14 protein-coding genes are annotated in these 13,946 nt (G+C 74.2%); 5 read left to right on the top strand and 9 right to left on the bottom strand.

The annotated features are described in order from the left end of the window. Positions 1-7: 7 nt before the first annotated feature. Positions 8-595 carry a GtrA family protein gene (locus H505_RS41775; RefSeq protein WP_245592511.1) on the bottom strand — a complete coding sequence of 196 codons (588 nt, stop codon included), beginning with the start codon at positions 593-595 and terminating at the stop codon, positions 8-10. Between the two features lie 227 nt (positions 596-822). On the opposite strand from H505_RS41775, the gene H505_RS0114260 reads away from it, so the two are divergent. Both H505_RS0114260 and purE read left to right on the top strand, forming a co-directional pair. Then, positions 823-2,010 carry a 5-(carboxyamino)imidazole ribonucleotide synthase gene (locus H505_RS0114260; RefSeq protein ID WP_281173439.1) on the top strand — a complete coding sequence of 396 codons (1,188 nt, stop codon included), beginning with the start codon at positions 823-825 and terminating at the stop codon, positions 2,008-2,010. Next, positions 2,007-2,498: a 5-(carboxyamino)imidazole ribonucleotide mutase gene (purE, locus tag H505_RS0114255; protein WP_026402546.1), complete on the top strand. Its 492-nt coding sequence runs from the start codon at positions 2,007-2,009 to the stop codon at positions 2,496-2,498. The genes H505_RS0114260 and purE overlap by 4 nt, the downstream gene beginning before the upstream one ends. 36 nt (positions 2,499-2,534) lie before the next feature. On the opposite strand, the gene H505_RS0114250 is transcribed toward purE, so the two are convergent. The 3 genes from H505_RS0114250 to H505_RS0114235 all read right to left on the bottom strand — a co-directional run bounded on the left by H505_RS0114250 (position 2,535) and on the right by H505_RS0114235 (position 4,988). After that, entirely contained in the window at positions 2,535-2,948 is a 414-nt protein-coding gene (locus H505_RS0114250) for a CoA-binding protein (RefSeq protein ID WP_026402545.1), read from the bottom strand. 193 nt (positions 2,949-3,141) lie between these two features. Further along, the gene (locus H505_RS0114240; RefSeq protein WP_026402544.1) at positions 3,142-3,795 is read right to left on the bottom strand and encodes a response regulator; all 654 of its coding nucleotides are present in this window, start codon (positions 3,793-3,795) and stop codon (positions 3,142-3,144) included. Then, complete coding sequence (locus H505_RS0114235) at positions 3,792-4,988, bottom strand: sensor histidine kinase (protein WP_064743629.1); 1,197 nt, start codon at positions 4,986-4,988, stop codon at positions 3,792-3,794. The genes H505_RS0114240 and H505_RS0114235 overlap by 4 nt, the downstream gene beginning before the upstream one ends. Before the next feature lie 145 nt (positions 4,989-5,133). Here H505_RS0114235 and H505_RS41770 point away from each other — a divergent pair, with 145 nt between their 5' ends. Together H505_RS41770 and H505_RS0114225 are read left to right on the top strand one after the other, a co-directional pair. Then, positions 5,134-5,742, top strand: coding sequence for a hypothetical protein (locus H505_RS41770; protein WP_051300661.1), 609 nt, complete (start codon positions 5,134-5,136; stop codon positions 5,740-5,742). Between the two features lie 25 nt (positions 5,743-5,767). After that, entirely contained in the window at positions 5,768-6,568 is an 801-nt protein-coding gene (locus H505_RS0114225; protein ID WP_026402542.1) for an SAM-dependent methyltransferase, read from the top strand. Positions 6,569-6,614: 46 nt separating this feature from the next. On the opposite strand, the gene H505_RS0114220 is transcribed toward H505_RS0114225, so the two are convergent. From H505_RS0114220 to H505_RS0114200, 5 genes are all read right to left on the bottom strand, one after another. Then, positions 6,615-7,634 carry a hemolysin family protein gene (locus tag H505_RS0114220; protein WP_026402541.1) on the bottom strand — a complete coding sequence of 340 codons (1,020 nt, stop codon included), beginning with the start codon at positions 7,632-7,634 and terminating at the stop codon, positions 6,615-6,617. After that, the gene (locus H505_RS0114215; RefSeq protein WP_026402540.1) at positions 7,631-9,001 is read right to left on the bottom strand and encodes a hemolysin family protein; all 1,371 of its coding nucleotides are present in this window, start codon (positions 8,999-9,001) and stop codon (positions 7,631-7,633) included. Before H505_RS0114215 ends, H505_RS0114220 begins: the two co-directional genes overlap by 4 nt. 177 nt (positions 9,002-9,178) lie before the next feature. Further along, positions 9,179-11,335: an MMPL family transporter gene (locus H505_RS0114210; protein ID WP_026402539.1), complete on the bottom strand. Its 2,157-nt coding sequence runs from the start codon at positions 11,333-11,335 to the stop codon at positions 9,179-9,181. Between the two features lie 125 nt (positions 11,336-11,460). Beyond that, entirely contained in the window at positions 11,461-12,009 is a 549-nt protein-coding gene (locus tag H505_RS0114205; protein WP_026402538.1) for a TetR/AcrR family transcriptional regulator, read from the bottom strand. A gap of 118 nt (positions 12,010-12,127) precedes the next feature. Continuing rightward, complete coding sequence (locus H505_RS0114200; RefSeq protein ID WP_026402537.1) at positions 12,128-13,462, bottom strand: UDP-glucose dehydrogenase family protein; 1,335 nt, start codon at positions 13,460-13,462, stop codon at positions 12,128-12,130. A 104-nt stretch (positions 13,463-13,566) separates the two neighbouring features. Here H505_RS0114200 and H505_RS41765 point away from each other — a divergent pair. Then, positions 13,567-13,946, top strand: a 380-nt coding sequence (locus H505_RS41765; RefSeq protein WP_169528825.1) for an acyl-CoA dehydrogenase family protein, incomplete at its 3' end; no start/stop codon positions are given.

Here is a 13,946-nt window from a genome sequence, read left to right as displayed (position 1 = left end):
CGCGCGGTCAGCGCGCGACGTAGTCCTGGGCGGGGGAATCGAGGGGGTGGCCGAGCCGCGGCGCGGGCCGGGCGTCCGCGCGGTGCGCCCCCGCCGTGTCGCCCGCCGCGTCGCCCGCCGTGTCGCCGTCCACCGGCTCCGGCAGCCCGGACGCCGGGTCGACCGGCGGGGCGCCCGCCGGCAGGAACACCCACTTCTTGTACGCCCAGAACCGGAACAGCGTCGCCGCGCCCGTCCCGACGATCATCGCCGTGTTGTAGGGGATCGGCCCCTCCAGCCGCAGCACGTAGATCGTGAACCCGATGAACAGCTGGGTGATCACGAGGCCGACGCCGTTCAGCGCGAAGAAGAGCACGTACTCGCGGCCGACCCCGCTGCGGTCGCGGTGCCGGAACGTCCAGTACCGGTTCGCCAGGTAGGAGAACGTCGTGGCCACCACCGTGGCGACCAGGAACGACGTCATCGGCCCCACGTCGAGCCCGGCGTGCAGCACGTTGCTGACGATCATCGTGATGACGAACGCGATCGCGCCCACGCTGCCGAACTTGGCGAGTTCGCGCACCAGGTGCTCGAACTTTCGCTGAAGACTGGCCACCAGGCTCACGTAGGGGAACCGTCCTTCCGGACCTCGGCTGCGGCGCCGCGACGGGCGGCCGATGCGGGAGCACAACGAGGATAGACGCACGCGGTGCCGGAGACGCCTGAACATGAACGTTTCACGTTGTTCCGGAGGTTCCCTGCCCGCGCCCTAGGGAGCCCACACCGAATCCGACGCACAGTACACGTGGTTTGTTCACGGCGCACGGCCGATAACCTTTCGACGTGACCCTTTCTACCCCCGTCGTCGGCATGGCCGGCGGCGGTCAGCTCGCCCGGATGACGCAGCAGGCCGCGATCGCCCTGGGCGTCCCGCTGCGCGTCCTCGCCGGCGCGCCGGACGACTCCGCGGCGCAGGCCGTCGCGGACGTCCGGGTGGGCGACGACCGCGCCCTCGCCGACCTGCGGGCGTTCGCCGAGGGCTGCGACGTGGTCACCTTCGACCACGAGCACGTCCCCGGCGACCACATCCGCGACCTGGAGGCGTCCGGCACGCCCTGCCGCCCCGGCTCCGCGGCCCTCGCCCACGCCCAGGACAAGCTCGTCATGCGGGAGCGGCTGAGCGCGCTCGGCGCCCCGTGCCCTGCGTACGCCCCCCTGCCCGCCGACGGCGCGGTCCCCGCGCTGGAGGCGTTCGCCCGCGACCACGGGCTCCCCGTGGTGCTCAAGGCCGTCCGGGGCGGGTACGACGGCAAGGGCGTGTGGGTCCTGGACGCCCTCGGCGACGCCGCCGCGGCGCTGGTGGCCGACCTGCTCGGGCAGGGCCTCGACCTCATGGTCGAGGAGCACGTCGCGTTCCGCCGCGAACTCGCCGCGCTCGTCGCGCGCTCCCCCTACGGGCAGGGCGCCGCGTACCCGATCGTCGAGACCGTCCAGGAGAACGGCATCTGCACCGAGGTCATCGCGCCGGCGCCGGGCCTGTCCGACGACGCCGCCGTCGAGGCGCAGAACCTCGCCCTCGGCATCGCGGACGCCCTCGGCGTCGTCGGGCTGCTCGCCGTCGAGCTGTTCGAGACCGCGGCCGGACCGGTCGTCAACGAGCTGGCCATGCGCCCGCACAACTCCGGCCACTGGACGATCGAGGGTTCGCGCACGTCCCAGTTCGAGCAGCACCTGCGCGCCGTCCTGGACCTGCCCCTCGGCTCCACCGCGCCCACCGCGCCCGTCACCGTCATGGCGAACGTCCTCGGCGGCGACGACCCGGACGTCTACTCCCGCTACATCCACGTGATGGCGCACGACCCGGCCGTCAAGGTCCACTTCTACGGCAAGGACGTGCGGCCCGGCCGCAAGATCGGGCACGTCACCGCGCTCGGCGACGATCTCGCGGAGGTCCGCGAGCGCGCCCGCCACGCCGCCGACTACCTCCGCTGGGGTCCGGCGATGAAGCCCGAGAACGAGGAGAACGCATGAGCCCGCGCGTGGGCGTCGTCATGGGCAGCGACTCCGACTGGCCCGTCATGCGGGCGGCCGGGGAGGCCCTCGACGAGTTCGGCGTACCGTTCGAGGCCGACGTGGTCTCCGCGCACCGCATGCCGCACGACATGATCGCCTACGGCGAGGAGGCCGCCGACCGCGGCCTCCAGGTGATCATCGCGGGCGCGGGCGGCGCGGCGCACCTGCCGGGCATGCTGGCGTCGGTGACGCCGCTGCCGGTCATCGGCGTGCCCGTCCCGCTGAAGCACCTCGACGGGATGGACTCGCTGCTGTCGATCGTGCAGATGCCCGCGGGGGTCCCGGTCGCGACGGTGGCGGTCGGCGCCGCCCGCAACGCGGGCCTGCTGGCCGTCCGCATGCTGGCCGCCGCCGACGAGGACCTGCGGGCGAAGATGAAGGTCTTCCAGCAGGACCTCTACGGGCAGGCCAAGGCCAAGGGCAAACGCCTCCGCGAATCCCTCTGACCGCCGCCCGGCGCCCGCCGCGCCGCCGCCGGCCCGTCAGTGGCGCTTGCTCCACTCGATGGCGGGGCAGCGGTCCATGACGACGTCGAGTCCGGCGTCGAGCGCGCGGCGGCCGGCGTCCTCGTCGACGACGCCCAGCGGCAGCCACACGGCGCCGGCGCCCGCCGCGACGGCCTGGTCGATCACCGCGCCCGCGTACTCCGAGCGCCGGTAGACGCCGACGACGTCGACCTTCTCGGGCAGGTCGGCCAGCGCCGCGTACCCGGGCTCGCCGAGCACCTCCGCGCGCGACGGGTGCACCGGGAAGATCCGCTTGCCGCGCGCCTGCAGCAGGCCCGCCTGCTGGTGCACCACCCGTTCCGGACGGTCGTTCAGCCCGACGAACGCCCAGGTGCGGGACTCGGCCAGCAGCCGGGTGATCACGTCCGGGTCCGCGAAGGAAGCATCCATACCGGGCACAACACCCGGCCCGCGTCGATCGTTCCCGCCGGACGCCGGACGCCGGACGCTCGTTCCGGTCAGCCGAGCGCGGCGATCACCGCGTCGGCGGTGGTGACGGTGCCGAGCAGCGGGAAGATCGTCTCGACCGCGAACCGCGCCGGCTGGGTGATCAACTCGCTCATGGGCGGAGTCTAGGGCGCCTTCAGCCGCCCGGGCGGATCAGGCCCGACTCGTAGGCCGCGATCACCGCCTGCACGCGGTCGCGCGCGCCGAGCTTCGCCAGCACGTTGCTCACGTGGGTCTTCACCGTGTGCTCGCTGACGACCAGTTCCGCCGCGATCTCGGCGTTCGACAGGCCGCGCCCGACGAGCGTGAGCGTCTGCCGCTCCCGGTCGGTGAGCGCGCCCAGCGCGGGCGCGTCCCGGACGGCGGGACGCCCGCTCAGCACGTCCCCGATCAGCCGGCGGGTCACGGTCGGCGCGAGCAGCGCCTCCCCGGCCGCGACCACCCGCACGGCGTGCACGAGGTCGTCCCGGCGGACGTCCTTCAGCAGGAACCCGCTCGCCCCGGCCCGCAGGGCGTCGTAGACGTAGTCGTCCTGGTCGAACGTGGTCAGCATCAGCGCCCGGGTGGCGGTGTGCGCGCAGATCTCGCGGGCCGCCTCGATGCCGTCCGTCCCGGGCATGCGGATGTCGAGCAGCGCGACGTCCGGACGGTGCGCGCGGACGGCCTCGACCGCGGCGCGGCCGTCGGCCGCCTCGGCGACGACCGCGATGTCGGGCTGCGTGTCGAGGATGAGCGCGAACCCGCTGCGCACCAGCTCCTGGTCGTCCGCGACCACCACGGCGATCGTCACGTGTCCGCCCCCGCCGGCAGCCGCGCCTCGACGCGGGCGCCGCGGCCGCCCGGCGCCGGGCCGAACGAGGCGTCCCCGCCGCACGCCGCGGCCCGCTCGCGGACGCCGACCAGCCCGCGGCCCCCGCCGCCCGCCCGCCCGGGGCCCCGCCCGTCGTCGGTGACGGTGACCCGCAGGACGTCGCCCTCCCAGGCCAGCGCGACGTCCACGCGGTCGGCCCCGGCGTGCTTCACCGCGTTCGTCAGCGCCTCCTGGACGATCCGGTACGCGGCCGCGTCGACGTCGGGCCGCAGCGTCGCGAGCCGGGCGGCCGCACCGGCGGGCGCCGGGGCCGACGGGGGCTCCGGGAGGGGGACGCCGTCGACGCTGAGCGAGACCGGCAGGCCGGTCTCGCGGACGCGTCCCGCCAGTTCGGGAAGCCGCGCCAGGCTCGGCTGCGCGTCCCGGGGGCCGTCGTCGTCCTTCAGCAGGCCCAGCATCCGGCGGAGCTGCCCCATCGCGTCCCGCCCGGACGCCGCGATCGCGTCGAACGCGGCCTCGGCCCGGTCCGGGTCCGACCGCACGACCAGCGGCCCCGACTCGGCCTGCACCACCATCAGGCTGACGGCGTGGGCGAGCACGTCGTGCATGTCCCGCGCGATCCGCGTCCGCTCCCGCTCCGCCGCCCGCTCCGCCTCCAGCCGGCGCTCCCGCTCCAGCCGCACCGCCCGCTCCTCCAGGTCGGCGGCGCGCTGCCGGCGCAGCGCCGCCGCCCGCCCCAGCGCGTACGCGGCGAGCCAGATCGCCGCGCCCCGCACCGCGGTGTCCACCGACCCGGGACGCACGACGAGCAGCGTGCTCGCCGCCGTGACCGCGAGCGCGAGCAGCCGGTCGCGGTGCGGCGACCGGTCGGCGACCGTGTACACCGCGACGAGCCAGCCGTACCAGATCGGCTGGCTCGGCCCGCCGCCGACCAGGTCGTACAGCGGGACGGACACCAGCACGGCGACCATGGCGGTGACGGGGAGGCGGCGCCGGAGCAGCAGCGGCAGCGACGACCCGAGGACGGGCGCGTAGAGCGCGGCGGACCACGGGCCGTGCATCGTCGTGAACGGCGCGAGCTGCGCCAGCAGCACCGCGAGGGCGAGGGCCGCGTCGACCGCGAGGTCCGGCGGTCTCCGGAACGCCCGGAGGGGCCGGGCCAGAACGGACATGACGCTCAAGCTATCCCGCGCGCCCGCCCCGGCACCTCGCCGGTGAGAGGGATCTCCGGCCGCCGTCCTCGCCCGCACCGGCGAGGCCCGGGTTCGCTCCGGGCGGCGATCCGCTCCGGGCCGCCGGGCGGCAGGCTCGTCCGGCATGAAGACCCTTCTGCTCGGCCCGGCGCTCATGCTGGCCTACGGAGTGATCCGCCTCTACGACGGGCTGGACGACCGCTACGGTCCCGGCGCCGCGTGGACCCTCGGCCACGTCGCGTTCCTCGCGGGCCTCGCCTGCTTCGTCCCGGTCGTCCTCGGCCTGCGGCGCCGCGCCGCCGGCCGTCCCGTCCTCGCCTTGGTCCCCGCCGTGCTCGCGCTGGCGGGCGCGGCGGCCCTCGCGGTCCAGTTCGCCGTCGACATCGCCGTCGGGTTCGCTTCCACGAGCCGCCCGGAGATGGAGACGCACTTCCGGCAGGTCTCCGAGACCCCCGGCGTGGAACCGCTCGTGTACACCGTCGTGCCGCAGTTGTTCTTCGTCGGTCTGGTCGCGCAGCTCGCCGTGCTCGCGTCCGTCCGGGGCGTGCCGTGGTGGAGTCCCGTGCTCGCGGTGGCCGCCATCGTGGTCGCCGCGGCCGCCAAGGACCTGATCCCGGTGACCGCCGCGCTGCTCGGCGCGGCCCTGCTGCCCGCCGCGCCCGTCCCGGTCCGGCCGCGTCCGGCCGAATCCCGATCAGCGGGGCGGCGGGACGGGCACAATGGGCGCCATTGATGATCTTCGTCCAGGGGAGCAGCCCATGGAGGAGCCGCCGGCTCCGCCCGCGATCGACACGAGCGCGGCGCACCAGGCCCGGGTCTGGAACTACTTCGTCGGAGGCAAGGACAACTATCCCGTCGACCGCGCGTTCGCCGAGGAGATCCTGCGGGCCTACCCGGGGTTCGACGAGGTGCCCCGGCACGCCCGCGCGTTCCTCGGCCGGGCCGTCCGGTACCTGGCCGAGGAGGCGGGCGTCCGCCAGTTCCTCGACATCGGCACCGGCCTGCCGACCCACGACAACACCCACGAGGTCGCGCAGCGCGTCGCGCCCGACTCCCGCATCGTGTACGTCGACAACGACCCGCTCGTCCTCACGCACGCCCGCGCGCTGCTGACGAGCACCCCCGAGGGCGCGTGCGCCTACATCGACGCCGACGCCCGCGACCCCGAGGGCGTCCTGCGCGCCGCCGCCGAGACGCTGGACTTCGACCGCCCCGTCGGGCTGATGCTGCTCGGCGTCCTCGGCACGGTCCCGGACGACGGGGAGGCGCGGGCGATCCTGCGGACCCTCCTCGACGCCCTCGCCCCCGGCAGCCACCTCGTCCTCGAGGACGGCACCAAGACCGTCCGCCCGGACGCGGCGGCCGAGGCCGAACGCGTCCGGGACGAGTCGGGCTACGACTACGAGCTGCGCACGCCCGACCGGATCGCCCGCTTCTTCGACGGCCTCGACCTCGTCGAACCGGGCGTGGTGTCGGTGTCGCGGTGGCGTCCCGAATCGGACGCCTTCGGCACGCCCCCGCAGGTGGACGCCTTCTGCGGCGTCGCCCGCAAACCCTGACGGCCCCCGGTGCCGCCCCCCGGCCGGCCCCCGGCCGGGGGGCCGGTCAGCCCGGCCCCGGCCGGGCCTCGGCGGTGCGGTGGAAGAGGCGGCGGAGGATGTCGGTGATGGTGACGACGCCGACGACCGAGCCCTGCTCGGTGACGAGCGCGAGCTGGTTGCCGGTCTCGCGCATCCGGGTGAGCACCGTGTAGACGGGCGTGCCGGCCTCCACCTGGTAGGCGGGGCGGGTCAGCGGCGCCGCCGGGGCGGTGTCGGGCGAGGTCAGGGTGTCGCGGACGTGGACCACCGACCAGGCCGGGCCGGGGACCAGGATCCGCAGGTGGCCGGACGCGCGCCCGGCGTCCTGCACGTCGGCGACGGTCGCGTCCGGCGCGACCGCGGTGAGCGGGGCGTCCCGCCGGACCAGGTCGCCGATCTCGAGGTTGCGCAGGTCGAGGGCGTCGGAGAGCTGGACCGAGTAGCGGGCGTCGAGGGCGCCGACGTTCGCGGAGTGCTCGACGAGGTGGCGCAGGGCGTCCGGGTCCTGGCCGGACTCGACCTGGTCGGCGGCCTGCACCCCGACCTTGCGCAGGCACCGGTTCGCGGACTCGTTCAGGGCGCGCAGCAGCGGGCGGGTCAGCCACATGAAGCCGCGCATCGGGATCGCGAGGAGGGTCGCCGACCGCTCCGGATGCGCGATCGCCCACGACTTCGGCGCCATCTCCCCGACGACCAGGTGCAGGAACGTCACGATGACCAGCGCGAGGACGAACCCGGCGGCGTCCGCGAGCCACAGCGGGGCGCTCCACGAGGTGAACACGGGCGTGAGCCAGTGGTGCACGGCGGGCTTGGTGATCGCGCCGAGCGCCAGGGTGCAGACCGTGATGCCGAGCTGGGCGCCCGCGAGCAGGACCGTCAGCTCGGACGAGCTGCGCAGCGCGGCCCGCGCGGAGCGGCTCGTCGGGGCGGCGTCCTCCAGCCGGTGCCGCTTCGCGGCGATGAGCGCGAACTCCACGGCGACGAAGAACGCGCTGAGCGCGATGATCGCGACGGTGGCGGCGAGGACCGCCCACGGGTCGCTCATCGGTCCTCCTCCGCCGCGGCCGCGGCCGTGATCGTCAGCCGGACGGACGACGGCACGCGGTTGTCGACGTCGAGGACCTCCACGTGGACGAACCGGGCCGGCGGCTCCTCGTCGTAGGCGAGGTCCGCGGGGTCGGCGGGCAGCTCGACGTCGAGTTGGGCGCCGGGGTCCGGGAGGGCGCCGTGGGCGGCGATGACGAGCCCGGCGAGGGTCTCGTAGCCGCCCTCGGGCAGCCGGTGGTCGATGGCGCGCTCGACCTCGTCGATGTGGACGCCGCCGGGGATGATCCAGGCGTCGCCGTCCCGCACGATCGCGGGTTCGTCGTCGGCGGTGTCGTGCTCGTCGGTGATCTCGCCGACGAGTTCCTCGGCGAGGTCCTCGAGGGTGAGGATGCCGTCGAAGCCGCCGAACTCGTCGATGACGCAGGCGAGTTCGGCGCGGTTCCCGGCGAGGTGGTCGAGGGCGGTGGGCAGCGCCATGAGGGTCGGGACGACCGTGGCCGGCCGCATGATCGTCGACACCGGGTCGGTGGCGCGTCCGGCGGCGGCCAGGACGTCGTCGAGGTGCGCGACGCCGACCACGCGCTCCTCGGCGTCCAGCACGGGGTAGCGGGAGTGGCCGGTGCTCATCGCGGTGCGGACCTCGCCGATCGTCGCGGTGTCGTCGACGGTGTCGACGTGCGCGCGGGGGATCATGGCGTGCTCGACGTCCCGGCGGGGGAAGTCGAGGATCCGGTCGAGCAGCATCGACAGGTCGGGCGGGAGGTCGCCGCTGCGCCGCGAGTCGGCCACGATGTGCGCGAGGTCCCGCTCGGTGGCGGAGTGCTCCACGTCGTGGACGGGTTCGATGCGCAGTGCCTTCAGCAGCAGGTTCGACGACGCGTCGAACACCCGGATGAGCCACCCGAAGACCTTGAGGTAGACGAGGGTCGACCGGGACAGCCACCGGGCGACGGGCTCGGGCCGGGCGATGGCGAGGTTCTTCGGGAACAGCTCCCCGAACACCATCTGCACGACGGTGGACAGGAGGAGCGCCAGGACGGTCCCCGCGGCGACGCCCGCGGCCGTGGAGACCCCGGCGCCGCCGAGGAGGTCGCCGAGGGCCTCGCCGACCAGCGGTTCGGCGACGTAGCCGACGAGCAGCCCGGTGACGGTGATGCCCAGCTGGGCGCCCGACAGCATGAACGAGGTGCGGCGGGTGACGGCGAGGGCGCGGCCCGCGGCGCCGTCTCCGGAGCCCGCGCGGGCCTGGAGCCGGGACCGGTCGACCGCCATGAAGGCGAATTCCTGCGCGACGAAGTATCCGGTGAGGGCGGTGATCAGCAGGATCACCAGGATCCCGAGGACCAGCGACAGCAGTGCGGTCAACAGCGGCCGGCCCGCTCAGCGATGTGATGTTCGTACATATGACTCACCGACTCCAACGACGAGACGCCCGGTCGGGTTCCCCCGCGGGGGTGATCATTGCCACAGGGGCGGGAAGGTCACCGGACCCTCCCGCCCTTGGCGGTTTCTTTCCGCGAACGTTATTTCCGCCAACGTGCGTCAGCGGGTGCTGTACGCGGGTTCCGGCTCGGGCGCCGCGAGCTCGCCGCGGAGCTTCTCGCCCTCGATGTCCAGGTTCGGCACGGCCCGGTCGAGCCAGCGCGGCAGCCACCAGGCGCCGCGGCCGAGCAGCGACATGGCCGCCGGGACGAGCGTCATCCGCACGACGAACGCGTCGATGAAGACGCCGACGGCGAGCGCGAACCCGATCGACTTGATGATCGGGTCGTGCGCGAGGACGAACCCGCCGAACACCGCGATCATGATGATCGCCGCGGCGGTGACGACCCGCGCGTTCTGCCCGAGCCCGTTGACGGTGGCCTGCCGGGGCGTGTCGCCGTGGACGTAGTCCTCCCGCATCTTCGACACCAGGAACACCTCGTAGTCCATCGCGAGGCCGAACAGGATGCCGACGAGGATGATCGGCAGGAAGCTGATCAGCGGCCCCGGAGTGTCGACGCCGACGAGCCCGGCCAGGTGGCCCTGCTGGAACACGGCCGTGGTGATGCCGAACGTCGCGGCGACCGTCAGCAGGAAGCCCAGCGCCGCCTTCAGCGGGACGAGCAGCGACCGGAACACGACCATCAGCAGCAGCACCGAGAGGCCCACCACCAGGATCAGGTAGACCGGCAGGGCCTCGGCCAGCTTCTCGGAGACGTCGATCCCCATCGCCGTCATGCCGGTCAGCGCGACGTCGGCGCCCGCGACGGCGTCGACCCGGTCGCGGATGTCGTGGACGAGGTCCTCGGTCGCGGCGTCGGTGGGCCCGCTCTCCGGGACGACGGCGACCAGCGCGGTCGTCCCCGCCTCGTTGAGCTGCGGGGGCGCCACCGCGGCGACGCCGTCCATGCCGCCGATGGTCTGCGCGGTCTGCTGCGCGGCGGCCTGCGTGGCCGCGGGGGTCTCGCCGGACACGACCGTCATGAGGCGCCCGTTGAAGCCGGGGCCGAAGCCCTCGCTGATCAGGTCGTACGCCTGCCGCTGCGACGAGTCCTCCGCCGCGGTGCCCGCGTCCGGCAGCGCGAGCCGCATGTCGGTGACGGGCAGCGCGAGCGCGCCCAGCCCGAGGATCCCGACGAGCAGCACGGGCACGCGCAGCTTCAGCACGCCGCGGCCCCACCGGTAGCCGAAGTTCTCCCGCTTCTTCGGCGCGGGCGCGCCGTCGCGCCGTCCGCGCGGCAGCACCCGGGGCCCGGCGAACGCCAGGACGGCGGGCAGCAGCGTGAGCGCGACCAGGACGGCGACGGCGACGGTCGCGGCGGCGGCGAGGCCCATCGCGGCGAGGAACGGGATGCCGACGACCGACAGCCCGGCCAGCGCGATCACCACGGTGACGCCGGCGAACACCACCGCCGACCCGGCCGTGCCGATCGCGCGCCCGGCGGCCTCCCGGGCCTCCAGCCCGTCGAGGAGGTTCTGCCGGTAGCGGGACGTGATGAACAGCGAGTAGTCGATGCCGACGGCGAGTCCCAGCATCAGCGCCAGGACGGGCGTGGTGGAGCTGAGTTCGACGGCGCCGGTCAGCGCGTACAGCCCGGCCATCCCGACGCCGACCCCGATCAGGGCGTTGACGAGCGTCATCCCGGCGGCCACCAGGGAGCCGAAGGTGACCAGCAGCACCACCGCGGCGACGATCACGCCGATGATCTCGGCGCTGCCCATCGCGGGCACCGCGACGGCGGGCTCGCCGCCCGCCGCGACCTCCAGCCCGTCGATGTCCCGGCCGATCTCGGAGTACGCCTCGCGCTGCGCGTCGGTGAGCTTCTGCGCCTCCTCCTCGAACTGGACCTGGACGAGCGCGTACCGGCCGTCGGGCGACACCGAGCCGCTCTGGAACGGGTCGAGGGCGGCGACGACGCCGGGCACGGCGGCCGCCTCCCGGACGACGGGCGCGACCTCGCCGGGGTTGAGCTTCGCGCCTTCGGGCGCGGCGATGGCGATCGTGCCGGACGCGCCCGCCGCCTGCGGGAAGTCCTTCTGCAGGGAGTCCATCGCCTGCTGGGACTCGGTGCCCGGCATGCGGAACTCGTCGGTGGTCGGACCCATGAACGCGGCCGCGGCTCCGCCCATCACGCCCAGCAGGATGAGCCATATCGCCACGACCGTGCCGCGGCGCCCGAAGCACCAGCGGCCAAGCCGGTAGAGCAAGGTCGCCATGAGGGAACAGACCTTTCAGTCGGAGAGGAGGGCAGCACGAAACCGCCGCGGGTGCGGCGTCTCGCCGGTGGGGGTTCGGTCGAGGTCGGCCGGCCGGACGGCGCCGGCCGGGGGGTCGGTCGGGGTCAGTCGGGGGTGCGTCCGAGCGTGCGCAGGGCCGCGGCGACCAGCGCGTCCCGCAGGGCTTCGTCGTCCAGGGACAGATCCGCGGTGGTCAGGAACATGCCGCCGAGCGCCATCCGCGCCGCCACCTGGTCCTCGAACGCGAGCGAGCCGCCCGCGAACGCGTCCACCAGCCGTTCCCCGAACCCTTCGAGCTTCGGGGGGCCGGTGTCGAGCATGGTGGCCTCGGCGAGGTTGTCGAACAGCAGCTTGACCTCGCGCCGGTACCGGATGGCGAGCTCGGCGAACTCGGTGACCGCGGCCACGGCGGCGTCCGCGCCGTCCAGGCCGTCCAGGCGGGCGTCGAGTCGCTCGGCCTCCCGCATGACGGGGACCATCAGCTCGGTGAGGATCGCCTCCTTGTTGCTGAAGTGGTACAGCAGCGACGCCTTGGAGCATCCGACGCCGGTCGCGATGTCCTGCAGCGAGGTTCCCCGGTACCCGCGTTCGACGAACAAATGCAGCGCCGAGGCGAGGATCCGGTCGTGCAGGCCGCTGGACGGACGGGTCATGGGACAACGATAACTGTCCGATCGGTCAGAGTCTGACCGATCGGACAGTGTCCTTCGTCACGCGCGATCCGGGCACGTTCCGCGACCGGGCGACCGCGCGCCGCCGCGAGCGGCGCCGTCAGGGGCGGCCCAGCGCCAGGTACGTCCAGCCCGCGGCGCGCCAGGCGTCCGCGTCGAGCACGTTGCGGGCGTCGAGGACGACCCGCCCGGCGACGACGGGCGCCAGGTCGGACGGCGCCAGCGCGCGGAACTCGCGCCACTCGGTGAGCAACAGGGCGCGGGCGCCGGCCGCGGCCGCGTCGGCGGCCGAGGCGGCGAAGCCGAGGGACGGCTGCACCCGGCGGGCGTTCGCCATGGCCTTCGGGTCGAAGACGGTGACCGTGCCGCCCTGCGCCTGGATCGACGCGGCGACGTCCAGGGCGGGGGAGTCGCGGACGTCGTCGGAGTCGGGCTTGAACGCGGCGCCGAGCACGGCGACGGCGCGCCCGGCGAACGAGCCGCCGAGGGCGGCCCGCGCGACGTCGACCGTCCGGACGCGGCGCCGCACGTTGATCTCGTCGACCTCGCGCAGGAACGTGAGCGCGCGCGACGCGCCCAGCTCGTCGGCGCGGGCCATGAAGGCGCGGATGTCCTTGGGGAGGCAGCCCCCGCCGAACCCGAGGCCGGGCCCGAGGAACCGGCCGCCGATGCGGTCGTCGTGGGCGAGCGCCTCGGCGAGCCGGGTGACGTCGGCGCCGGCCGCCTCGCACACCTCGGCCATCGCGTTGATGAAGGAGATCTTGGTGGCGAGGAACGCGTTCGCCGCCGTCTTGACGAGCTCGGCGGTGCGCAGGTCGGCGGTGACGAACGGGGTGCCGTCGGCGAGCGCCGCCGCGTAGACCTCGCGCAGCACCTTCTCGGCGTGCTCGGCGGCGCCCTGCTCGGCGGGCAGCCCGGCGACGATCCGGTCCGGGTGCAGGGTGTCCCGGACGGCGAAGCCCTCCCGCAGGAACTCGGGGTTCCAGGCGAGGACGGCGTCGCCGCCGACGGGCGCGAGCCCGGCGAGGACGCCGGCGAGGCGTTCGGCGGTGCCGACCGGCACGGTGGACTTCCCGACGACGAGGCACGGGCGGCGCAGCAGCGGCGCGAGCGCCGCGACGGCGGCGTCCATGAAGGCGAGGTCGGCGGCGTACGCGTCGGCCTTCTGCGGGGTGCCGACGCAGAGGAAGTGGACGTCACCGAAGTCGGCGAGCTCCTGGAAGGACGTGGTGAAGCGGAGGCGGCGGTTCGCCAGGTTCCGCCGCAGGACGGGTTCGAGACCGGGCTCGTAGAACGGCAGGTCGCCGGCCGACAGCCGCGCGATCTTCTCCGCGTCGGCGTCCAGCCCGAGCACCTCGAAGCCCAGGTCGGCCATGCAGGCGGCGTGCGTGGTGCCGAGGTAACCGGTTCCGATGACGGTCAGCCGGTGGGCCAATGCGGGCTCCTCTCGGGACTGCTGCGGACCTTACGGACCCTTCCCCGGGTGCGGTCGGTCACTGCACGGGCGGGCGAAGTGTACTTGCCGGTAACATCGGCGGCATGAACCCTGATTTTCCCACGTACGCTCCGTCGGAGGAGCACGAGCTGCTGCGCAGCACGGTGCGCGAGCTGGCCGATGCGAAGATCGCTCCGTTCGCGGCGGAGGTGGACGAGGAGTCGCGGTTCCCGCGGGAGGCGCTGGAGGCGCTGGTCGCCAATGATCTGCACGCGGTGCATGTGCCGGAGGAGTTCGGTGGTGCGGGTGCGGACGCGTTGGCGACGGTGATCGTGATCGAGGAGGTCGCGCGGGCGTGCGGGTCGTCGTCGCTGATCCCGGCGGTGAACAAGCTGGGGACGGTGCCGGTGCTGCTGGCGGGGTCGCGGGAGCTGAAGAAGAAGTTCCTGGGGCCGGTCGCGGCGGGCGAGGCGATGTTCTCGTA

Source organism: Actinomadura rifamycini DSM 43936 (assembly GCF_000425065.1).
GTDB classification, from domain to species: Bacteria; Actinomycetota; Actinomycetes; order Streptosporangiales; family Streptosporangiaceae; genus Spirillospora; species Spirillospora rifamycini.
Note: the sequence above shows the minus strand (reverse complement) of the source record. Positions and strands in the feature narration are given on the sequence as shown.

Excerpts from the sequence above, each read along its gene's own strand:
- H505_RS0114220 (WP_026402541.1), bottom strand. The coding sequence starts at position 7,634 with ATGAGCGACCCGTGGGCGGTCCTCGCCGCCACCGTCGCGATCATCGCG.
- H505_RS0114210 (WP_026402539.1), bottom strand. The coding sequence starts at position 11,335 with ATGGCGACCTTGCTCTACCGGCTTGGCCGCTGGTGCTTCGGGCGCCGC.
- H505_RS0114235 (WP_064743629.1), bottom strand. The coding sequence starts at position 4,988 with ATGTCCGTTCTGGCCCGGCCCCTCCGGGCGTTCCGGAGACCGCCGGAC.
- H505_RS0114225 (WP_026402542.1), top strand. The coding sequence starts at position 5,768 with ATGGAGGAGCCGCCGGCTCCGCCCGCGATCGACACGAGCGCGGCGCAC.
- H505_RS0114205 (WP_026402538.1), bottom strand. The coding sequence starts at position 12,009 with ATGACCCGTCCGTCCAGCGGCCTGCACGACCGGATCCTCGCCTCGGCG.
- H505_RS0114250 (WP_026402545.1), bottom strand. The coding sequence starts at position 2,948 with ATGGATGCTTCCTTCGCGGACCCGGACGTGATCACCCGGCTGCTGGCC.
- purE (WP_026402546.1), top strand. The coding sequence starts at position 2,007 with ATGAGCCCGCGCGTGGGCGTCGTCATGGGCAGCGACTCCGACTGGCCC.
- H505_RS41770 (WP_051300661.1), top strand. The coding sequence starts at position 5,134 with ATGAAGACCCTTCTGCTCGGCCCGGCGCTCATGCTGGCCTACGGAGTG.